This is a genomic window from Candidatus Nanopelagicales bacterium, from assembly GCA_030700225.1.
In the GTDB taxonomy this organism is placed as follows: domain Bacteria; phylum Actinomycetota; class Actinomycetes; order S36-B12.
Genome location: JAUYJT010000020.1, coordinates 1 through 20,567, shown reverse-complemented (window position 1 = coordinate 20,567; position 20,567 = coordinate 1). Strand labels below are relative to the sequence as shown.

The 20,567-nt window shown below is 65.6% G+C and carries 17 protein-coding genes and 1 pseudogene; 4 read left to right on the top strand and 14 right to left on the bottom strand.

Translation table 11 applies throughout. The features are described from left to right. Positions 1 to 162: 162 nt before the first annotated feature. The 6 genes from Q8P38_02495 to Q8P38_02470 all read right to left on the bottom strand — a co-directional run bounded on the left by Q8P38_02495 (position 163) and on the right by Q8P38_02470 (position 9,369). Positions 163 to 1,443: an ATP-binding protein gene (locus Q8P38_02495; protein ID MDP4013481.1), complete on the bottom strand. Its 1,281-nt coding sequence runs from the start codon at positions 1,441 to 1,443 to the stop codon at positions 163 to 165. Between the two features lie 257 nt (positions 1,444 to 1,700). Continuing rightward, on the bottom strand, positions 1,701 to 3,920 hold the full coding sequence (locus Q8P38_02490) for a DUF87 domain-containing protein (GenBank protein ID MDP4013480.1): 2,220 nt from the start codon (positions 3,918 to 3,920) through the stop codon (positions 1,701 to 1,703). After that, positions 3,910 to 5,280, bottom strand: coding sequence for an SIR2 family protein (locus Q8P38_02485; protein ID MDP4013479.1), 1,371 nt, complete (start codon positions 5,278 to 5,280; stop codon positions 3,910 to 3,912). Before Q8P38_02485 ends, Q8P38_02490 begins: the two co-directional genes overlap by 11 nt. Beyond that, positions 5,277 to 6,584, bottom strand: coding sequence for a restriction endonuclease subunit S (locus Q8P38_02480; protein ID MDP4013478.1), 1,308 nt, complete (start codon positions 6,582 to 6,584; stop codon positions 5,277 to 5,279). The genes Q8P38_02485 and Q8P38_02480 overlap by 4 nt, the downstream gene beginning before the upstream one ends. A gap of 63 nt (positions 6,585 to 6,647) precedes the next feature. Further along, on the bottom strand, positions 6,648 to 7,751 hold the full coding sequence (locus tag Q8P38_02475; GenBank protein ID MDP4013477.1) for a PDDEXK nuclease domain-containing protein: 1,104 nt from the start codon (positions 7,749 to 7,751) through the stop codon (positions 6,648 to 6,650). After that, positions 7,741 to 9,369 carry a class I SAM-dependent DNA methyltransferase gene (locus Q8P38_02470; protein ID MDP4013476.1) on the bottom strand — a complete coding sequence of 543 codons (1,629 nt, stop codon included), beginning with the start codon at positions 9,367 to 9,369 and terminating at the stop codon, positions 7,741 to 7,743. The genes Q8P38_02475 and Q8P38_02470 overlap by 11 nt, the downstream gene beginning before the upstream one ends. A gap of 910 nt (positions 9,370 to 10,279) precedes the next feature. Between Q8P38_02470 and Q8P38_02465 the strand changes: the two genes are divergently transcribed. The 3 genes from Q8P38_02465 (at position 10,280) to Q8P38_02455 (ending at position 11,991) form a co-directional block, all read left to right on the top strand. Continuing rightward, on the top strand, positions 10,280 to 10,762 hold the full coding sequence (locus Q8P38_02465; GenBank protein MDP4013475.1) for a hypothetical protein: 483 nt from the start codon (positions 10,280 to 10,282) through the stop codon (positions 10,760 to 10,762). A 300-nt stretch (positions 10,763 to 11,062) separates the two neighbouring features. After that, positions 11,063 to 11,254: a hypothetical protein gene (locus Q8P38_02460; protein ID MDP4013474.1), complete on the top strand. Its 192-nt coding sequence runs from the start codon at positions 11,063 to 11,065 to the stop codon at positions 11,252 to 11,254. A gap of 17 nt (positions 11,255 to 11,271) precedes the next feature. Beyond that, on the top strand, positions 11,272 to 11,991 hold the full coding sequence (locus Q8P38_02455) for a hypothetical protein (GenBank protein MDP4013473.1): 720 nt from the start codon (positions 11,272 to 11,274) through the stop codon (positions 11,989 to 11,991). A gap of 126 nt (positions 11,992 to 12,117) precedes the next feature. Here Q8P38_02455 and Q8P38_02450 read toward each other — a convergent pair whose 3' ends face one another. The 8 genes from Q8P38_02450 to Q8P38_02415 form a co-directional block, all read right to left on the bottom strand. Then, positions 12,118 to 12,642 (bottom strand): Arc family DNA-binding protein, encoded by a 525-nt coding sequence (locus tag Q8P38_02450; GenBank protein MDP4013472.1) that lies wholly within the window; start codon positions 12,640 to 12,642, stop codon positions 12,118 to 12,120. A 21-nt stretch (positions 12,643 to 12,663) separates the two neighbouring features. Further along, on the bottom strand, positions 12,664 to 12,984 hold the full coding sequence (locus Q8P38_02445; protein ID MDP4013471.1) for a helix-turn-helix domain-containing protein: 321 nt from the start codon (positions 12,982 to 12,984) through the stop codon (positions 12,664 to 12,666). Between the two features lie 38 nt (positions 12,985 to 13,022). Then, positions 13,023 to 13,340 carry a hypothetical protein gene (locus Q8P38_02440; GenBank protein MDP4013470.1) on the bottom strand — a complete coding sequence of 106 codons (318 nt, stop codon included), beginning with the start codon at positions 13,338 to 13,340 and terminating at the stop codon, positions 13,023 to 13,025. Further along, the gene (locus tag Q8P38_02435; GenBank protein MDP4013469.1) at positions 13,333 to 13,587 is read right to left on the bottom strand and encodes an AbrB/MazE/SpoVT family DNA-binding domain-containing protein; all 255 of its coding nucleotides are present in this window, start codon (positions 13,585 to 13,587) and stop codon (positions 13,333 to 13,335) included. The genes Q8P38_02440 and Q8P38_02435 overlap by 8 nt, the downstream gene beginning before the upstream one ends. 245 nt (positions 13,588 to 13,832) lie before the next feature. After that, positions 13,833 to 14,084: an Arc family DNA-binding protein gene (locus Q8P38_02430; GenBank protein MDP4013468.1), complete on the bottom strand. Its 252-nt coding sequence runs from the start codon at positions 14,082 to 14,084 to the stop codon at positions 13,833 to 13,835. 468 nt (positions 14,085 to 14,552) lie between these two features. Next, positions 14,553 to 17,066, bottom strand: coding sequence for an ATP-binding cassette domain-containing protein (locus Q8P38_02425; protein ID MDP4013467.1), 2,514 nt, complete (start codon positions 17,064 to 17,066; stop codon positions 14,553 to 14,555). Then, positions 17,063 to 19,243: an ATP-binding cassette domain-containing protein gene (locus Q8P38_02420; protein ID MDP4013466.1), complete on the bottom strand. Its 2,181-nt coding sequence runs from the start codon at positions 19,241 to 19,243 to the stop codon at positions 17,063 to 17,065. Before Q8P38_02420 ends, Q8P38_02425 begins: the two co-directional genes overlap by 4 nt. Beyond that, a complete protein-coding gene (locus tag Q8P38_02415; protein MDP4013465.1) occupies positions 19,240 to 19,998 on the bottom strand; it encodes an HlyD family efflux transporter periplasmic adaptor subunit in 759 nt (252 codons plus the stop codon). Before Q8P38_02415 ends, Q8P38_02420 begins: the two co-directional genes overlap by 4 nt. 166 nt (positions 19,999 to 20,164) lie before the next feature. Between Q8P38_02415 and Q8P38_02410 the strand changes: the two are divergent. Further along, positions 20,165 to 20,293: pseudogene (locus Q8P38_02410) on the top strand (transposase). Positions 20,294 to 20,567: the final 274 nt, after the last annotated feature.

Here is a 20,567-nt window from a genome sequence, read left to right as displayed (position 1 = left end):
CTGAACGCCAGATCGGCTGTCGGCTGAACGCTAGTTCAGGGCCTGGCTGATCGCTAGCTCGACGACAGGCTGGTCGCAGGGCAAGACCGGACCGGATGGGGGAGCCGATGATTTCGAGCCAGGCCGGGGCGGCTTCCTCGACGGTGGATTCGGTGAACGCGGTCATCGTTCGGCCTTCTTCGCCTCCGGCTGCTGCGCGCCCCCGCGCCACAGAGCCTCCACGGGCAACGCGTAAAGATTTGAGCCGAACGGCACGACCTCGGTGCCGGTGTACAGCACGATGCCACGGCGGAAGCGCCGCCCGGCGGCCTTGGCGAGTGCACGCAGGCCCTTGAAGTCTGCGGCCAACACTGTCGCCGCGCTCTTGACCTCGATGCCCACCAGTGCCCCGCCGCGCCGTTCCAGCACGAGGTCCACCTCGTCGCCCTCGTGGGTGCGGAAGTGGTACAGCGCGGGCGGATCCACGCTCCAGCCCGCCTGCTTGACGAGTTCCATCGCGACGAAGTTCTCCAAGAGCCCGCCGAGCAGGCTGCGATCCTGCGAAAGCCGCGCCGCATTGATGCCCATCAGGTGCGCGGCAAGACCCGTGTCCGCGAGCAGCACCTTCGGCGTCTTGACCAGCCGCTTGCCGATATTGGCGTACCAGGGCGGCAGCAACCGGACCAGGAACACGGTCTCGAGCAGCGCGAAATAGCGTTTCAGCGTGGACTGCGGCAAGCCGGTGCCGCGCGACAGGTCCGCATAATTGAGCTGCGCCATCGGCCGCGACGCCAGCAGGGCGAGCAGGCGCGGCAGTTCGGTCAGCCCCTCGATGCGGGCGAGGTCGCGCACGTCGCGCTGCAGGATCGTCGTCACGTACGCATCGAACCAGGCGCGGCGCCGCTCGGCCGATGCGAGCGGTACCGCCTCCGGGTAGCCGCCGCGCAGCACGCGGTCCGTGAGGCGAGCCGATGAGGAGGAACGGCCGAGCGCCGACGGCGCGTCCCCGAACGCCGCGTCCCCGAACGCCGCGTCGATGAACCCTTCCGTTGTGCCCTCGATCTCGCCCTGCGAGAACGGCCACAGGGGCACGATCTCCATGCGCCCGGCGAGCGATTCCGCAACCCGCGGCACCAGCGGCACGTTGGCCGAACCCGTGAGCAGGAAGCGGCCCGGCGCGCGTCGGCGATCCACAGCCGCCTTGATGGCGAGCAGCAGCTCGGGTGCGCGCTGCACTTCGTCCAGCACCAACGGCTGCGCGAAGCCCCCGAGGAAGCCGACCGGATCGCCGCGCGCCGCAGCCAGCATCGTCAGGTCATCGAGCGTCACATACCGTGCGCCGACCTCCTCCGCCACGGCGCACGCCAGCGTAGTCTTGCCCGTCTGCCGCGCGCCGTGCAACAGCACGACCGGGCGGTCGGCGAGCGCCGTGCGCAGGCGGGTGGTGGCGTGGCGGGCGAGCATGGAGGCAATCTAGCCAACGCGTGGCTGAAAATCAACCATCAGATGGCTGATCCACGAGAACGGCGCCCGAACCCCCTCGGAGCGGCGGATTGAGACCTTCGGTGTCAGCCGCGTCGCGGCGCTCCGCGCACCGCATATCCCTACCCGTCGGGAGGCAGGGCGGCGCGATGTCGAGGGCCCGGGTGCGATCCGCCAGCCGGTGGCCTCCAGCCACGCGAGGGCGGCTTGCTCGACGATGGATTCGGTGAATGTCGTCATCAGGTTCCGACCTCATCGGTCGCGCCTGCCGACGGGGCCTCATCACCGTCATCGCGCTTTCCTTCCCACTGCGCGCAGATGCCTTCGACGTCGACCGCTGGAACAGCATCGCTCACCCAGTAACGGTAGAACTGCGGATCGCGGCTTCTGGGCACCGGCCGCGCCTCACGAATCTTCACCAGCGCAGGCGCTGGAACGCACTCGCCGAGGACGAGCGCCGTTTGCGGAGCGAGCGCCGGGATCTGCTCCAGCATCGGCCCGTAGATGCCGGGAACGATCTCCTTGAAGTACCGCAGATCCTCGGGGTTCTGCAGCCGGTGCACGATGAAGCTGCTGCACTGTGAGAGCACCGTCTTCGAAAGCTCGCTCGGCCTCTGGGAAGCAAGGACGAGGCTCAGGCCGTACTTTCGGCCCTCGCGTGCAATCCTTTCGAACACGACGCGGGCAATCGACTCTTCCTCTGCGAATCGTGGCTGTTGGATGTAGTTCTGGGCCTCCTCCAGAACGAGCACGACCGGGAGCGAGCCGCGCGCTCCTTCGCCGCCATGCTCGCCGAGCCGCTGAAGGAACTCGAGGACGAGTCGGCCGATCAGCGCGGTGACGTTTTCTAGCACCTCCGCCGCGAGCAGGCTCAGGTCGAGGATGACGACGTCGACGGCGCTCTCCTTGTCGCGTTGTCGGTCGTAGAAAGGAAGGCGCGACTTCGGAACGTCGGTCGCATTCGACAACTCAGTCTTCGAGGAGGCGCCGATGCCGAGCGTATCGCGAAGAAACGTGGCCAGTGCGTGCGCCGGGTTCGGCAACGCCTCACCGACAGGGCCGAACAGGAAGTCGAACCGCTGATCGGCTAGCAGGCGGTCGATACGTAGCAGCATCGTTCCGGAAAAATCCCGCGCCCGCGCACCACCCGACTCCTCGCGTCGGAGGACTTGCTCGATGTGACGGGAGCGGAACTTCAACTTGTCGAAGTGCGACGGCGCATCCGCCGAGCGGCCTGTGCCGTCGGCACTTTCGCCGGGGTGCGCCCCTGTCAGCTTCTCGTAGATGGGACCGATGGCATCGCGAACCGCCTTCCGCGCGTCAGCGGGAAGCCCCTTGGGATAGGTGCCGTTGTCGACGTGGTTCTCGGCGGTCGTCGCGACGGAGTCGAGCGCGGACTCGACATCGGCTTTGGCAAGGGAGTACGTGGCCTGCGCCTCCGTCCACGCCGTGGTCAGGTCATTCTGCCCGATTCGTGTCTTGAGGCCATTGGCCACGTCCCGCACATCCTTCGACGTCTTCTCGTCCTTCCCCGAGAGCGACCAGATGCGATTGACCTCGTGGATCAGTTCCTCTCGCAGGATGGCAAGTGGTGAGCCGCTGCCCGTGTCGTTGCGCGCGAGGCGCAGCGCCTCCAGGAGTACCGGGCGCTGCACGCCTTTGGACGCCTGGAAGAGCCGCACGAAATCCTCTGCGTTCATGAACCAGTACGGAATGGCGAGGCGCTCGGATGCCTTTCTGGGATCAGACGGAATGTAAAGAGCCTTTCCGGAACCGGCGTCCTCCCAAGCACCACCGTCCTTCTGTTTCTGAAACGCAGTGCGGTATTCGCCGTTGGTGTCCAGGATCACGACGGTCGTCCGCTTCACGGCCGGCTGCTCACGAATCGACTGAATCAGGCTGGCGATCGTGCAGGACTTGCCGGAACCGGTGCTGCCCAGGATGGCGGCGTGCTTGCCGAAGAAGGCGTTCGGGTCGATCCGGATGGGCCTCCCTTGCACGACGGCGGACTCGCCAATGGGGATGCAGTAGCCGGGCTCGGCCGGGTCGGGCGCTGCCGCCGCGCCCTGCTCGATCGGGCCGAAGATCGCATCGAGGTCGGCCCGTCCGGCCAGGTGGACCGGGTTGTCGAGCACCGGAAAGAGCGAAATGCCCTGACGGAATGCGTCGCCGTCGATCGTGCCGATGAGTGTCGCCTTCATCAGGCGCCGGGCGGCGGGAAGCGCCACCATCGTCCGGTCGGCCTTCATTTCCGCTTCTTCCACCAGCACTACGCGCGTCACCATCGCAACGAGACGCCGCGCGCCCACCGGGATGATCACGTAGGAGTTGATGCGCCCGACTTCCTGAGGGCCTTCATAGGTGCTCCTGCTCATCCCCTTGATGTCGCGGTTCAGCTCGATGCTGACCTGCGCGGTGTCCACGGCGACAACGCGCCCGATCTCGGAGTCACTCGCCATCGGCCGAATCTCCCTGCGCGTGGCTTCCGTTCGCGAGCGCTCGGTGGGTTGCGAGAACCTTCTTGAGGATCTCCTCGTCCCGCAGGTCCGGAAGTAGTTGGTCCACGAATCCCGCGAGCGTTCCGATCCTCGATCCCTCGGCGATCCAGACCCGTCGGTCCTTCTGCTCGCGAAGTGTCGTCACGAACTTGCTCGTCGGCGCCGGATCCACGATGACGAGGGTGAAGCTCGGAACAGCGAGGGCCTGACGGATGATGGCGTTCACGTGCTCATCACCGAATCCGTAGCCGACTACAAATAACACCGATTGGGGCCGAGCCAGCGCACCGGCGAACCGGCGGAACAGCTCCGAGTAGGGGGATCCCAGCGTCTCGCCGTACTTGGCTGGCGTCGGGTAGATCAGGAGCGGCTGCGTCCCATCCGGGTCGAAGACCGCTGACTGTACGCCGTATGGATCGTCGAGCGTCGACTCGTTCGCCGTCCACGTGATCGAGCCGTGCAGTTTGTAGAGGTGCAGCACCCGGTCGAATCGGTGAACGCGGCCCTCCGTCGTCTCCGCCGGGAAGTAGAGATCCTGCTCGTAGCTCTCGGGCCGGAAGATGCGGCGCTGGGCACCGACGAATCCATCGAGCAGCACGACACCTTCGGCGTCGGAAGCCTGCTCGACGAGCGTGTCGTAGTTGAGCGTGAAGACGTTCACCCGCTTGAGGTTGAGCGGCCGCGTCAGGAGCTTGCGGACGATGGTCTTGTAGGTAGAGAGGCCGCCTTCCTTGTCGGTGGTCGGAAGCTGGCAGGCTCGCGCCAGCGCGCGCGTCGCGTGATTGAGGCATCCATCAAGGTCTTCCGAGTTGGCATCGAGCCCCGGGGAGCCCTCAAGACGCAGCCGCCCTCCAGTCTTGGGGAGGGCCGCGCGCCAGCGATGCAGCGTCGAAAGTACCTGCTCGAAGTTAGCCGGGAGCGTGTCCGCGTCAGCGCGGTTCAGTGTTGCTCGACGAGCAACAATCTGGTCACGAGTGACCGGAGTGGTCGTCGTGCCCGCGCAATGTCGCACAGCCACGTAGAAGACCCCGAGCCAACGTCGAATGCGCGGAGTTTTCTTGCCCGTGATGCCTTTCTCATGCAGGTCCCGCTCAACCGCCAGCGGAACGGCACCGAGCAGTTGGCCCCCGCAATCCACCGACGCGCCCGCACCAAGCAGGAACGACACGGTCTCCGTCTTGAGGAGCGTACCGACGCGGACGCGGATGTCGTCGAGCGTCTCGCGTGGCAACGGCTGAGCCGGTGTTCCTTGAGCCGCCGCAAGCAGGTCCTCGCCGCCAATCTCGAAGCAGTCCTTCGGCTCTCGATGTGTCTCGTTCATGCCTGCGCTCCCGTCGCATTGGCTGGACTACCCGCAATGAACCGCTCCGCATCCTTCACCCGCAGCTCGCCGGAGATGAGTTTGGGCAGCAGCGTGTCGCGCAGGGCGGCGAGGGTGCGGGCTTCATGGTCGGTGACTTCGATCCGACCGTCGAGTGGCGCAAGCCGCCGTTCGAACTCCGCCACGAGGCCTCGCGGGGGCACCACGCATGCGATGGCGTGGAAGTCCTTCTTGCCAATCGAGCCGAAGACTGTCCCCTCTGCTTCGAAGCGATCGAAGGCATCAGCTTGCGCGCGCATGAATTGGTAAGAGTAGGAACGGCTTCCCGTCTTGTGGCGAGCTGCGGCCACGCCGCGCCCGATCACGCAGTCCTCCGCCGCCATGTTGATGTCGCCGACCGGGGCTCGCACGCTGATGAGCGTGTCGCCCTCCTTCGCGAGCCTCGTCGGAGACGTGCAGTACACACGGCGGGTCGGGAAGCGGAAGCCGAAGTCTGTTCGGCCCTGGTAGAACGGCAATCCGTCGCCAACCTCGTTGTAGGTAGGGCCCGGCGGAGATTGGCCCATCGTGAGGTCGAACTCGTCATCCACGCACCCCACCTCCCACCCCTTCGGAATCTCCCCCAGCTCAGAGTCCTCGAAGGAATCCGGGAAGAGGTCGGCGAGGGGCTGGGGGAGGCCGGGGTCGCGGCCTGCGGCCTTGGCGCGGACGGGGTCGAAGTCCACGAACCACGACTTGAAGAGCGCCCGCGCCATCGCCTCCAGCGTCTCGTTCATCCGCCGGTTCAGCTCGATCTTGTCGTCCAGCGTGCCGAGAATGTGGGCGATGGCACGTTGTTCGGGGACTGGCGGGATGCGCAGTTCGAAGCTGGGGACATCCGCGCACCTCAGACTGTCGAAGATCGCGCCAACGTTGAGGAACTTGCCGATCTGATCCCACCACTCGGGCCCTCGGACCAGCCAGCGAAGGAATGGCGGGTGGACCTTGGTGCCATCGGCCCGAAGCAACACCAAGTTCTGGCCAAGCGCAAACTCCAGATCGAACGGCACGACCGCAGTTTCGCCCGGATTGCAGCGGCGAGAGAGGATCACGTCGTTGGCGGACGGCTTCGCCTTTCGAGTCCACTCGACAAGATGCTCGCGCTTGATGCGACGCACATTGGACAGGTCAACCCGTCCACCGCGAAGCTGCGGGATCGCGACGTAGGGATACCCGGCCTCAGACGCCGGTGGCGTTCGATGATCGCAGTCGATCAGCGTGACATTCGCTTCTCGAAGCGAGAGCGTGGGCCACTCACCCCCCATACCCAAGCTCCTTCAGGCTGGCGGCAATGGCCTCATCGAGTTTCGCGCTGCGAACCCCGCCGCTCATCGCTTCCTCCGCTTCGGTGCCAGTTCCGCCTCGATCTCTTCCACCGTCGGCAGTACCGACTGCAGGCGCGCCGGCAGCGCCCGCGTCAGCTCATAGGTCGAGATGCCGATGGGCTTGTCGATGCCAGCGAAGCTGTACTCGGCCAAGAGCTGGTCCCGCGTCTGGCAGAGGATCAGGCCGATGGTCGGGGCGTCGGTCGGGTGCTTGAGCCGGTCGTTGACGACGTTGCAGTAGAAGTTGAGCTTGCCGGCGTACTCGGGTTTGAACTTGCCCTTCTTCAGCTCGATGACGACGAACGACCGCAGCCGCAGGTGGTAGAAGAGCAGGTCGATGTAGAAATCCTCGTTGCCGACGTCGAGGCGATACTGCCGACCGATGAACGCGAAGCCCTGGCCGAGTTCGAGCAGGAACTTCTCCAGATGACGGACGAGCTCGGTTTCCAGTTCGCGTTCGTGGAAGGGCTCGGTGAGGGTGAGGAAGTCGAAGATATAGGGGTCTTTGAGCGTTTGCTGCGCGAGGTCCGACTGCGGCGCGGGGAGCAGGGCGGCGAAGTTGGAGACGGCCTTGCCGTGCCGGGCGTGGGCACGGGCATCGATCTGCAGGCCGAGGACGTTGCGGCTCCAGCCATTGGCGAGCGTTTGCTCCATGTACCAGCGGCGGGTGGTGAGGTCCTTGACCTTCTGCATCAACAAAACGTTGTGCGCCCAGGGGACTTGGGCAACCGGCAGTTGCCCTTCTAGGTCGCTGGGCAATTGGGCAACCGGCGGTTGCCCAATTGAGTCGGGGGCCGGAAAGGCGTGCGGGTACTCTGACGCCAACTGCACCATGAGCTTGAGGTTGCGCTCGGAAAAGCCCTTGAGCTCCGGGAGTTCGTTGTGCAGTTCGCGGGCCAGCCGGGGGACGACGGCAGCGCCCCAGCCTGCGCGTTTCTGGCGGTCATGGATGATCCGACCGATGTCCCAGTAGAGGCGGACGAGTTCGGCGTTGACCGCCAGCACCGCCCGCGTCTGGGCAGCCTCGATGCGGCCCTTCACATCGGCGAGCAAGGCCGCGAAGTCGGAACGGGCGACGGCCGCGCTTTTAGGCTTCCTACCCGCCATACCCAAGCTCCTTCAGGTTGGCGGCGATGGCCTCATCCAGCTTCGCGGCCCCGGCCTGTTGCTCGCGCAACGTCGCGACGAGCCGCTGCATCTTCTCGTCGAACGGCTCGCCGTCGTCCGCCACCGCCTCGGCGCCGACATAGCGGCCGGGCGTGAGCACGTGGCCGTGCTTGCGGACCTCATCCAGCGCGGCGCTCTTGCAGAAGCCGGCGATGTCCGCGTACTCGCCCGCGTTCTTCTCGCCGCGCCAGGCGTGATAGGTCGTGGCGATGCGAGCGATGTCGTCGTCGGTCAGCTCCTTGTGCGTTCGATCCGCCATGCGGCCGAGTTTGCGGGCGTCGATGAAGAGCACCCGGCCGCGGCGGTCGCTCAGTGTTTGTCCCCCTCCGGCTCCCCCAAGGGAGCGGGTGCCGTCCTTGCGGTCGCGCGCGAGGAACCACAGGCACGCGGGGATTTGCGTCGAGTAGAAGAGCTGGCCCGGCAGCGCGACCATGCAGTCCACGAGGTCGGCCTCGATCAGGCTCTTGCGGATCTCGCCCTCGCCGGACTGGTTGGACGACATCGAGCCGTTGGCGAGTACGAACCCGGCCACGCCCGTGGGCGCCAGGTGATGCACGATGTGCTGCACCCAGGCGAAGTTGGCGTTGCCCTTGGGCGGCGCGCCGTACTTCCAGCGCTTGTCGTCGCGCAGGCGCTCGCCGCCCCAGTCCGAGACGTTGAACGGGGGATTGGCGAGGATGAAGTCGGCCTTGAGGTCGGGGTGGCGGTCGTTATGGAAGGTGTCGCCGTGGCCGATCTGGCCATCGATGCCGCGGATGGCGAGGTTCATCTTCGCGAGGCGCCAGGTCGTGTAGTTCGACTCCTGGCCGTAGATCGAGATGTCGGGCCGCATCCCTTTGGGGGCCTTGCCGCCGTTGCCGTTGCCGTTGGCGTGCGCGCGGATGAACTCCACCGACTGAACGAACATGCCCGACGAGCCGCAGCACGGGTCGTACACCCGGCCGCGGTAAGGCTCGAGCATCTCGACCAGGAGCTTGACCACGCAGCGCGGCGTGTAGAACTCGCCGCCCTTCTTGCCCTCGGCGCTGGCGAACTGCGAGAGGAAGTACTCGTACACGCGGCCAAGCACGTCCTTCGCGCGGCTCGCCTCGTCGCCGACCTTGATGTTGCTGATCACGTCGATGAGCTGGCCGAGGCGCTGCTTGTCGAGCGCCGGGCGGGCGTAGTCCTTGGGCAGCACACCCTTGAGCGCCGGGTTGTCGCGCTCGATGCCGGCCATGGCGTCGTCCACGAGCTGGCCGACGGTGGGCTGGCGGGCATGTGCCTTCAGGTGCGTCCAGCGCGCCTCGGGCGGGACCCAGAAGATGCTCTGCGCGCGGTATTCGTCGGGGTCTTCGGGGTCGGCGCCCTTCGTCTTCTCCGCGACGAGCTTCGCGTGGCGCTCCTCGAAGGCGTCGGAGATGTACTTGAGGAAGATGAGGCCGAGGACGACGTGCTTGTATTCGGCGGCGTCCATGCTGCCGCGCAGCGCGTCGGCCATCTGCCAGAGTTGGGCTTCGTAGCCAACGGTGGCGCCGGTGGTCACGGCTGCTTGCGCGTTGTTCTTCCTTTTCGCCAAGGTCTACCTCATCAGACGTTTGCCCATCGGCGTGGTTGGGGGCGTCTAACACTGATCATGCGACCAATATGGTGCTACCGCCGACCGTGACACCACGGTACGCGCGGTCGCACGCCGAACACGAACTCGCCGCATCCAGGTCTCCGGGGAGCCGTGGCCGCAACGCGGTTCCGTGGAACCGCAGATTGAGAGGTTCGTTCCGGATTCGGGAAGCTGATCCGGCGTGGGCAGCGCTGTTGAACGCGCGGTAGTCGGGTCAGCAGCGGATGAGCATCATCGATGGCCTGCTGCAATGCCGCTTCCATCCGGTTGAGCTGGCTCTGCTTGGAGTCAATCAGAACAGCTTGATGTCGCTGCCCTTCCAAGTACCGCGGCTCGGAGGCGAACACCCCCACCGATCCCTGCGTAGCGGCGAACTTGGCGGGCGCGATGCTTGCATGCGGCCCGGCCGCCGGGCGCAACTCCGTCACTGACACCAGGCAACTCGGCCCGCCTGCGGACGATGCGGCAACCAACTGATCCAACGACAACGATGACACGGATATCCCTCCGTTTCGAGCGCACACATGCGTGGCCGCGCCGAGGTGAACGACAGTATCTGAGGGGTCCGACACTCGGCCGTGATTCCCGTCAGTTGGCGCGCACAGGGCGTGCTCCCCGCTGCCTCGTCCCTGGTCCCAGCCTTCGTACCGGAACCAGTTCTGCTCGACGAGCCTCTACGTCGCCGTCAGGCAGGAACTGCAAGTCCCGGCGCTGTCGGCGGTGGAGAATCCGCAGCTGGCGCCTCAATGAAGGGCAGTCCCCGAAGGAACTGGGAAATGATCAGAACGCTTCGTGTCAACCTTCCATGAGACAGGTTCCCGGTTAGTTTCGTTTCACTGATCAGGGGCGGGGAAGGGACAGAGACACCGTGAATGCCAGCGAACTGGCCACATGGGCAGGGGTCCTCGTGGCACTGATCGTCGGGACAGTCGGCTTGGTGATCGCCGTGCAGACGCGTGCGGCCACGAGGCGCCAGGCGGGGGAGATGGCCCGCTCTAACGCCCTGGCCCAGGAAGCGAACCGCATCGCCAAGCAGGCCCACGACTTGGCTGAGGAGCGATCTGCACCGCGAGTGCGCTGGCAAGTGCGTTGGAATGGTGGGGACACGTACGTCGTCGAGAACCAAGGCGACGGCACCGCCTTCCAAGTGGAAGTCGCTCACGAGGGGTTGGTCGAGACGTTCAGCGATTCGCGCACGAGCCGTCTCGCACCTAGTGAAGCCGTCGAGTTCATGGCCACCGTCACGATGAGTACCCGGGATAACACCGTCTACGCGAATTGGGCCCCTGACAAAGTCAGTGGTGATCGCCAGCAGTGGCAGCACCCACTCCCACCGCGACCGCGCACGTGAACGGGAAGAGTGACTTCCTGTGCCATGAAGGACCCAGCACATGTCGAGAGCGTCCGGCTGATCGCCAGCCTGCCCATTCCCGTGCTCCGGCGCACTGACCACAGACGCGGGAGATCGCGTACGAAGCTTTGACGTCGATCGACGGTAGCGTCTGTGCCGTCATTGACGGGTCGAACGCGCGAGGTGCCGCTGGGGGAAGGTCACGCATCGGGGGTGGAGTGGGTGATTCGGGCTCACCCTGTCGAAGGTTGGACCGATACTGTCATCGGAACCGTAGGGACACGGAAGGCGGGAGGGGCCATGGCTACGTTGCACCGGCACACTGAGGATGACTTGCATGCAATGCGCCGGGAGGTGGAGAGTCGATACTCCCTCAGGGACTTGCTGGACCTGTCACAGATCCGCCCATTGACCAGCGACGAGCGCGATGCGCTGCTGGAACTGAAGAAGATCGCGTTCCTGCTCGGCGAGGATGTCCCGCCTGACGAGTGACGGGTGACGAGTGACGAGTGACGAGTGACGGGGGGCGCATAGTGAGCGGTCTGGCTGGTGGCGCGCAAGTGTTCGCGGAGAACCTGGAAGCCACCCTCAACGGCGTGTTGCCCGGCGGGGACGGGAGACCCATAGTCGTCGGCATTCGGCAGATGAAGAGCCACTACGTCGTCGAACCGGAGAGCGGGCCGATCCCGTTGTTCATCGAAGGGCAGACTGTCGGCTGGCTGGCCTTCTCGTTCTTCTTGATCATGGATAGTGCCGAGTCGTACCTGAAGGTGAAGAGTTCACTTGTGGACTTGAAACCAGAAGGATCCGGCGAGCCGGTTCTGCGTTGGGAGTTCGATCCGGACCACTCTGGCCCCGCCAGCCACTGGCACGTCCACGCGGAAAACGGCGCCCTCTCCGTATGGCTGTCCCGGGCGCATGAACACCACCGCAACACCCTGACGCGATGGGCGCTGTCGTCCATCCACCTGCCCACTGGCGGGGAACGGTGGCGACCCTGCCTGGAGGATTTCTTGGAGATGACAGTCCGCGAATTCGGAATCGACACCGCACCCCGCTGGGAGGATGCCATCAGGGCCGGACGCGCGGAGTGGCGTGAGCGTCAGCTGCGCACCTCGGTCCGGGACAACCCTCGTGCCGCCGCCGCAGAACTGCGCGACCTGCAGTACGAGGTGACCGCCCCCGCCACCGAGCGCGAGCCACGACGGGACCGCATCGAACGCTACTGAGACCTCAACGAGCCACCTTGGACGTGTTGTCCCGCCGAATCCGGGATGTCGTCGAGGGGGAGAGCGGATCGCGGACACGTTTCGCGGCATTGCGGAAACCGGCACGCACGGCGGCGGTCCCTCACTTCACGACGCCAGGAAACGTTCCAAGGCCTCGCGCGCCAGAGCTGAGATGCTCGTGCCCTCAGCCTCCGCTCGCCGTGACGCCTGCTCCCTCAGCTCCCTTGGCAGCCGGAATGTGACCTGCGGCGAGGTCTCCCCCCCGCTCAGCGACGGGCGACCGGGGCCGCGCAGCTGGTATCCGCGTTCGGCTTCGTCCGCCTGGGACTCGGCCAGGGCGTCCGTGATCTCGGCTCCGGACCTAGTTCTCCTGGCCATGATGCCTCGCCTCCTCGTACGCCGGCCGGTACTCGTGACGAGCGGGTACCTCCCGCGAAGTCCGCCGCGAGGACTTCGCGAACTGCATGTGATCCCCACTAGTGCACGACAAAACCGCTGTTGTCGCAGTTCCAGGTCAACAGTGTCGGTCAGCGGCCCGGGCAGAACCTCCTCGGTCCAGGCCAGATCGAACAAGCCGAACTCGACGCTGCGTAAGACGAGGTCAGCCACGCTGACCAGGTACCAGACGTTGGTGTCGACGAAGACTCTCACGCGGCTCAGATGTTGTCCGGTTCAGTACTCGGCGCCGACGTCGAGCAGCTCATTGACTGCGTCACCGATCCGGGCGCTGCCCTCCTGGCGGGCGGCTTCGAAGGCGACAAGGTCTCGCACTCGGATCACGCGGTGCTTGCTTGCCGGCTTGCGGAACACCGGGATCTTCTTCCCGGCGATGAGTTTGTCGATGTACTGGCGAGACACCCCCAGAAGTTCGCCCGCCTCTCGTGGCGTGACCAGGTCCTTGACCCCCGTCACCACGGCTCCTTCGGATTCGAAGCCTGCCACCAAGGTGAGGACGGCGTCGCGCGCTGCCGGATCCCGCAACTGCTCGACCACGTCGCGCAGGAGGGCCGGGAGTCTTAGCCAAGAATCCGCTAGCTCTGCTCCAGTACCGAGTGGTCGCCGACGTAAAGGAGTACCAAATGGTCACCGTCCAGCGTCCACACCACCCGGCCATTCGCGCTGTACGTGGCCTCCATTCGCTTGGGGACTACCCGCCTGGATCTTTGGATCGGCTTGACCCTGAGCCTTCTTCCCAGAGCCCGGGCCTCCTCCGATCTAGGACTACCCAGGTTCACCAATGCGGCCAGGTCACGGATCAAGTTGTCCACCAGTCGTTGTTGAGCCTGGGGCAACTTCCTGTACTGCGGGACGAAGGAGGGTCGTAGTTCGACCTGGAACCCGCTAGCCACGCAGGGCCGCGATCGCCTCGTCGGCCGTCTCGAAGCTGGCTCCCTGCTCTCGTTCGGCCCGTTCGATCTCCAGGAGCACCTGGTCCGTCAGCCACTCCTCACTAGGTACTACCGGCAGGGCCTCAATGATGATCCGGCCCTGCTCCACCCGAAACGTGATCGGGTCACCTACCTCTATGCCAACGTCCTCGACGATAGCCGCGGGGATAGTAACTTGATTCTTAGGGCGCAGGGTCTGGATCGCCATGGGTTGCTCCCTTAGTGGAACTGTCCTACTGTCTTACTTTCTGAATCTAGTCCCTAGTTCCCTGCGTGTCTAGCTCTCGTCCGGCACCGGCACCAGCACCGGCACCGGCACCAGCACCGGCGCGGGTGGGGCACTCTGCGCGGAAGGCCGGGAATCCCGACAACGATTGGGCAGGGGATGCCATCAGTCGGCCGCCTCGTACTCAAGCTCGCGATCGGGGTCCTAGGCGGCGACCCCCATGGACCTCACGACGCCAGGAACCGCTCCAAGGCCTCGCGCGCCAGAGCTGAGATGCTCGTGCCCTCGGCCTCCGCCCGCCGTGATGCCTGCTCCCGCAACTCCCGGGGCAGCCGGAAGGTGACCTGCGGCGAGGGATCTCCGCCGCTCAGCGAAGGACGACCGGGGCCGCGCAGCTCGTAGCCTCGTTCGGCTTCGTCCGCCAGCGACTCGGCCAGGGCGTCCGTGATCTTGGTTCCGGACCTAGTTCTTCTGGCCATGTGCCTTCGCCTCCTCGCACGCGGCCCGGTACCTGTCACGAACCGGACATCTCACGATGGTCGCCGCGAGGACTTCGCGAACTGCATGTGACCCCCATTATTGCACGACAAAACCGCCCCCGCCGCGTTCGAAGGCCAACCGTGCCCATCAGCGGCACCAACGGCGTACAGCGCGATCCTGTCCGAGCTGGTCCCCTGAGCAAGAGCCCCGACTAGCTTGGGGACACATTCGCCCAGGAGCTGATCCGTGGATACGAAGTCCCTGCCCCAGGAGCCTCAGGCACGACGTGGGCTGCCGTGTCCTACAGCGTCGCGAAGCCGAGCGCCCCGACGATGACCAAGCAAGTTCCGCAGGGCATCGGTTCCTGAAGCGGCCACGTCGCCTCACTCATCATGCTGAGTAGAACTACTCAAGATGCTGAGTAAACCGGCGATCCGGGGCGTTTGTTGTGTGCGAGTGCTCGCAGATCACGAGGTGGGCTCAAGGGCGTCGACGCTCTGGCGTTCGACGAGCGTGCGGAACGGACCCGGGGCCGAGACCAGGGCGGCGAAGCTGCCCTCCTGCACGATGCGGCCACCGTCGAGTACGGCGATGCGATCGGCACGCCGGATCGTGGAGAGCCGGTGGGCAACCACGATGCGCGTGACGGCCATGGTGTCGAGATTCGCGACAACGGCGGCCTGGCTGACGTTGTCCAGTGCCGAGGTCGCCTCGTCGAGGATGATGATCCGCGGGTTCCCGGCCAGTGCGCGGGCGAGCAGGATGCGTTGGCGTTGGCCGCCTGAGATGCCGCTTCCTCCCTCGATGACGACCGTGTTGATACCCATCGGCATTGCGCGTACGTCGTCTCCCACGGCAGCGCGGTCGAGGACCTCCCAGACCTGTGTTGCCGTCAGACCGCGACCAAGGTCGACGTTGTCGCGGATGCTGCCGGGCAGCAGCGCCGAAGACTGCATGACCACACCGATCTGACGTCGGAGCGCGGCTCGGTCCAGGCGCGGCAGGCCCTTGCCGTCGAAGGAGACCTGTCCCGTCTCGGGTTCGTCCAGGCCCAGGATGAGCCGTAGCAGGGTCGTCTTGCCGGCGCCCGACGGGCCGACGAGTGCCACATGCTCACCGGGCTGGATCGACAGCGAAAGCCCGGTGAAGATCGGGGGTAGTTCGGGCTCATACCGGTACGTGACATCGCGCAGGTCGACGCCGCCGCGCAGCGGCGCGATCTCGCCTCCACCCGCCGACTCCGGCACTGCCGACAGGATGGACTCCGCGCGCCGAAGCATGGCCGCCGACGCAAGCAGCACGCCGATCATGGAGGTGGACTGGGACACCGCGGAATTGGCAGCCGTGAGCGCTACCTGCCCCGTGACCAGGACGCCGAGCACCTCCGCCTGGCTGCGGCCCTCCATCGTGACGGCGATAACCCCGAGCATGATCGCCAGGCTCAACGCCGGCCACAGTGCCGCGGACACCTGTTGGGCGATGTTGATCCGTCCGAGCCTGACCTTGACGCGCACGACCGCCGCCCAGAAGTGCGCCCATTGCGCATATGCGCGCCGCTCGGCCCCAGAGGCACGCAGTCGAGAGTAGCCGCGCAGCAGTTCCAGGACCGGCGACTGCGCGTCCGCATCGACCGCCTGCGCGCTGACATGTGACAGCCTTCGCACGAGCGCGATGTCGACGATTGAGCGCACTGCGAGAATCACCAGAATGGTCACGGCCAACCACGGATTCATGAGGTACGCGCCAAGTAGCGCTCCGAACACCGTGACAGTGTCGAGGATGACGAAGATGACCCCGTCTGTTGCGTTGTTGGCCGCCGTATCGACTGCGGTGGCGTCGACGATGCGCTCGTTCTGGCGCTTGCCCTTGTGCCAGTGCATGGGCAGCCGCAACTGCCGGTCGAACACCGCTGCGGCGGCCGTGGAAACCGCCCGCGTTCGGATGCGGCGGATCGCGTACCCACGGACCGCCGCCAGCGGAACGGTGGCGGCAACGATCAGGACCAGAGCGATTCCTACCGCTAGCAGCGACGCTCTCGCTGAGTTCGCCACCTCGGTGGTGAGGCGACCGGAGACCACTGGGATGGCCGCACTCAGCAGTGCCATCACGGCGGTGACGGATAGGAGCATGGCGGCCGACGAGCCAGCGCCGCGCAAACCCATGCGTACGAGGTCGCGCATCTGCGCCGGTCGGCTCGGGTCGAGCAATGGCTGCAGGAGCATCCCGGTGGGCGACAGGGTGTCATCGGCCGACGCATCGATCCGCACGTCGCGATCGGTCTTGGGATCCCAGATGGCGTATCCGCCGCGCCGCCAATGCGCGACGACATGAGCTCCCGTGGCCAGCACGGTGAGCAGCAGGGGCGGCCCCTGCGACTTCCACCACGACGGCGGCAACTGCTGACGACGTACCGTGGCATCACAAGCCGCGGCCAGTGCAGTTATGCGATCGCGCCCGCTGACGTGGGCATCCGCGACCGCCGCGCGCAGGCGCAATGGATCGACAGGCAGCCCGATGAAGCCAGAGAGACGCCGCATCGCGATGACATCCGCGGACGAGTCGTCTGCCGCGCCAGCCTCGGCATACCCGGGGACCGCCGCCGCCAGGTCGGTCAGCGCATCGCGGATGAGCCAAGTGTCGTGGTCGCTCTCCAACTGGTCGGCCGCCGACTTGCGAGCAAACTCCTCGTCGGCCTCGGCTAGGGCAGCGGTCGCCTCATGAGCCAGGTCAATGCCCTCGATTGCGGACGTGACGGTTATGACGTCGTACGCTGCGCTCGCCTGCGGCGACGCCAGCAGGACCGCTGTCGGCAGGTCGCAACCCAGGATCGTGGTCGGCCCCGTCACCTGGGTGACCGGGACCCAGCGTCCCAGGTTCTCGTCGGTCGAAGGCGCCGCGAAGATCAAGACTTCGCCGTGGTGGATGCGCAGTGCCGTGCCACTGGGCAGGGCCCGCGAGGTCGTGGTGGGGCTGGCTGTCATGACCGCACCAGGTCCGCGTAGGGCCCGTGATTGGCGATCAATTCATCATGCGTACCGCGTTCGACGACCTCGCCTTTGTCCAGCACGATGATCTCGTCGCAGTCGCGGATCGTGGACAACCGGTGGGCGATCACCAGCACGGCCGCGCCGCGGCGCCGGATGGCGGCGTCGACCGCAGCTTCGGTGGCAGCGTCGAGCGCCGATGTCGCCTCGTCGAGGACGAGCAACGACGGATTTCGGGCCAGTGAACGCGCTATCTCTAGTCGTTGCCGCTGGCCCCCAGAGAGGTCTTCCCCCTGCTCGGCGAGGACCGACTCATAGGCGCCGACACGCTTGATGATGTCGTCGTGGAGGCACGCGTCCTTGGCGGCCTGGATGATGTCAATCTCGGGAATCGTGGGATTCCACATCGAGATGTTGTCATTGATGGTGCCGGAAAAGATCTTTGGATCCTGTTCGACCATGGCGATGTAGCTTGTCAGGGTGGACTCGGGCCACTCGTCCCGAAGTTTGCCATCGACGCGTACCTCCCCCGACCAGGGCTCGTACCAGCCGACGACGAGGCGACTCACCGTCGACTTGCCACAGCCGCTGGGGCCCACGAGGGCGATCCGCTTGCCTGGGGTGAGGTGCAGGTCGAGGTCAGTGATGAGCGGTGGCGCATTCTTGTTGTAGCCGAACGAGACGCCGCGCAGACTCAGTTCGCCGGTCACCGGCGTCAGGTCATCTGGCTGCGAGACGGACCACTGGACGAGGCGCGGATCGGGTCTGGTGCCCAGGACGTCTTCTATTTGGTCGAGTTGGCCAGTGAGGTTCTCGGCCTGCTCAAGTTGAGTCACAGCCGACGGGATGGAACCGAGCACGAGCCCGTTGAGGGTTTGGACAGCTACGAGCCCGCCCAGGGATAGGGCACCGACGCTGACTCCGTACAACGCCGTGATCGTGACCGCGATGCCGGCGACTGTCGTGACTACGCGAGGGAGATAGAGCGTCATTGAGGTCTTCTCTCCCAGTTCCTGGGAGGCGGTGAGCATCCGATCATGCGCTTGGGCCCACTTCGCGACGATGGCGTCCTCCGCGCCGCTTGCCTTGATGACCTCGATCTGCGCGAGGGCGGTGGCCGTGATGACTGAGATGTCGGTCTGCCCTCGCACGGTCCGCTCCGCCAGCGTCTTTCGCCTTGCACGCGCGGACCGACGCATGATCACGATGGCGACCAGAGATACCAGGGCAACGATCCCAGCGGGCCAGTACGTGAACAGCAGCACCAGCGCCGCAGTTGCGCTGCTGAGGACTGCGATGACCAGAGTCGAGAACAGCGACGCCACAGTGGTGGCCACGATGTTGGGCTGGGCGGCGCGTTGGTTGAGCGTGCTGGGGCCGCGCAGATCGTAGAACTGCATTGGGATACGCAGCAGCCGGTCCATCATCGCCGCGCTGAGCAGGACCGAGACCTTATTGGCGAGGCGCACGCCGATGCTGCCCTGCAGCCCGACGAGAACAGCCTGCAGGATCGCCGCCAGGACGAGTGCGCCCAGGATTGTGGACATGCTGGCTGCTGAGTTGCCGACGAACGCATCGACGAAAGCCCGGGCGAGGCCGGGCACCAGGATCGCCGGCACTATGAGGATGACGCCGATGAGAGCCATCAGGGCGATGCCGTCGCGCGAACCAACCAGGTGTGCCCCCAGCCGATGGAGAGTGCGCGGTGGACGACCTCCGCGCTCGAATTGCGGCCCGGGTGTCGCTGTGATCACGGTTCCCGTGAAGGCCTCATCGAATTCATCCGCTGGGCAGACTCGATGGCCGACTGCCGGATCGTTGAGCAGCCACCCCTTCTTCGACCAGCCCTCGAGCACGATGTAGTGCTTGAAACGCCAGTGGATCACCACCGGCATGGACATCGAGAGCAGGTCCTGTGGCTCTGTCGCCGTGATCGTCGGTTGTAGCCCGTAGGACCGCGCCGCGATCGCCACAGATTCTGGAGTGCTGCCATCGCGACTCACCCCGCAGGCATCGCGGGCTTCCTCCAAGGACACCCACCTGCCGTAGTGCCCGAGCAGGATGGCCAGGGCGGCGGCGCCGCTCTCAGTGGGCGCCAACTGCATCCGCTCCGGGGTGGACACGGACGTCCGGCGGCTGTCGCCCGTCGGCCCGCTAGCCCTCACATCAATCATGACCGGCCGAGAACCTGCTGAAGCAGATTGCGCTCGCTGACGATGACATCAGCACGAACAATGGAGCCCGGACTCACCGGCTGGTCCAGCGCAATGACGGCAATAGTCTGGTCTCCGTCAGGCTGTTCGGGCAGTGCGAGTCCAACGTATACGTCTTTGGCGTCCATCTCCCTGGCCAATTCAGTAACGACCCCGGTGACGACCGTTCCGGTGCCGCCTATCCCCTGGGCGAGCGACGCCTCGACCGTGACCGAGACCTTCTGGCCACTCGCCAGTCGATCACCGTCAGCCATCGAGTACGTGGCCAGGACGAGTTTGCCGTCCGACGAGCTCGCGGAGATCGTTGTCAGCCAGTCCCCTACATTCACGGGGTCGCCTGGGCGCATGGCCAGTCCCAGGACGGTGCCGTCCACCTGCGCACGCTGGGGTACCCGCTGGTCAACGGTGATGATGTAACCGATGATCTGCCCGTCCTTGACGGTGTCTCCGGCCGTGACGCTGTAGTCATCAAACTCACCGGCGACCGTTGCTGTGACCAGGCGCACGCCATTCGAGTCCGACGCGCGCCCCGTTCCCGAGACGGTGACCGTCTTGTAGGTGGCCGCAGCGTACAGCACGGCCGCTACGACCAGTAACAGACAGGCCAGGGCGATGAACCAGTACCGCCAACTCGTGACGGGTAGGAGTCGTTCGATGTCCTCGTGGGAGTCCATCGCGACTACCGCCTGCGCGCGGCCCTTGTCGGAAGATCCCATCGGTCACCTCATCGCCTGGCTGGCCGCACCCTATCCGATACCGAGGTCGGCTTGGGGTGGTTCGAAGAGACTCACGAAATGTGCTCGCATAGCTGTGGTGGGGTTGACCCCTTTGGGTGGACATCCTTGACCGCCGGGTTTGATGCTTGGCAGGGAGGATGTTCGTATGGGAGCACAACGGAAGAGATTCACGCCGACGTTTCGCCGGGAGGCGGCAAGACTGGTTATCGACACCAGCCGCCCGATCGCACACGTTGCTGGCGAGATCGGGGTCGTGGAGCAGCTGCTGGGCCGGTGCGGCGAAGATGGGCATGCCCTCGGGGGAGTGCCTGGCCGCGATCATGGCCGACACGCTGGGGGTACCGCCCTTTGGGGGAGACCACCTGGACTCCTTCGGTGAGCTGGATGGCCCCCGGTACACCCGAAATGTGGGCTCTCCCGGCATGAATGTGGGTCATCGGGTCGGCCGCTCGTGAGGGAGGCGTAGGTCGATGGGGCCGCAGGAGAGCATGACAAGGGCGAGGGCTGCGTGGGCGGAGTGGAAGCCGTAGGCGCGGCGGGTGATCAGC

Excerpts from the sequence above, each read along its gene's own strand:
- Q8P38_02415 (MDP4013465.1), bottom strand. The coding sequence starts at position 19,998 with ATGGGATCTTCCGACAAGGGCCGCGCGCAGGCGGTAGTCGCGATGGAC.
- Q8P38_02425 (MDP4013467.1), bottom strand. The coding sequence starts at position 17,066 with ATGACAGCCAGCCCCACCACGACCTCGCGGGCCCTGCCCAGTGGCACG.
- Q8P38_02495 (MDP4013481.1), bottom strand. The coding sequence starts at position 1,443 with ATGCTCGCCCGCCACGCCACCACCCGCCTGCGCACGGCGCTCGCCGAC.
- Q8P38_02475 (MDP4013477.1), bottom strand. The coding sequence starts at position 7,751 with ATGGCGGGTAGGAAGCCTAAAAGCGCGGCCGTCGCCCGTTCCGACTTC.
- Q8P38_02420 (MDP4013466.1), bottom strand. The coding sequence starts at position 19,243 with ATGATTGATGTGAGGGCTAGCGGGCCGACGGGCGACAGCCGCCGGACG.
- Q8P38_02485 (MDP4013479.1), bottom strand. The coding sequence starts at position 5,280 with ATGAACGAGACACATCGAGAGCCGAAGGACTGCTTCGAGATTGGCGGC.
- Q8P38_02460 (MDP4013474.1), top strand. The coding sequence starts at position 11,063 with ATGGCTACGTTGCACCGGCACACTGAGGATGACTTGCATGCAATGCGC.
- Q8P38_02435 (MDP4013469.1), bottom strand. The coding sequence starts at position 13,587 with ATGGCGATCCAGACCCTGCGCCCTAAGAATCAAGTTACTATCCCCGCG.
- Q8P38_02430 (MDP4013468.1), bottom strand. The coding sequence starts at position 14,084 with ATGGCCAGAAGAACTAGGTCCGGAACCAAGATCACGGACGCCCTGGCC.
- Q8P38_02480 (MDP4013478.1), bottom strand. The coding sequence starts at position 6,584 with ATGGGGGGTGAGTGGCCCACGCTCTCGCTTCGAGAAGCGAATGTCACG.
- Q8P38_02490 (MDP4013480.1), bottom strand. The coding sequence starts at position 3,920 with ATGGCGAGTGACTCCGAGATCGGGCGCGTTGTCGCCGTGGACACCGCG.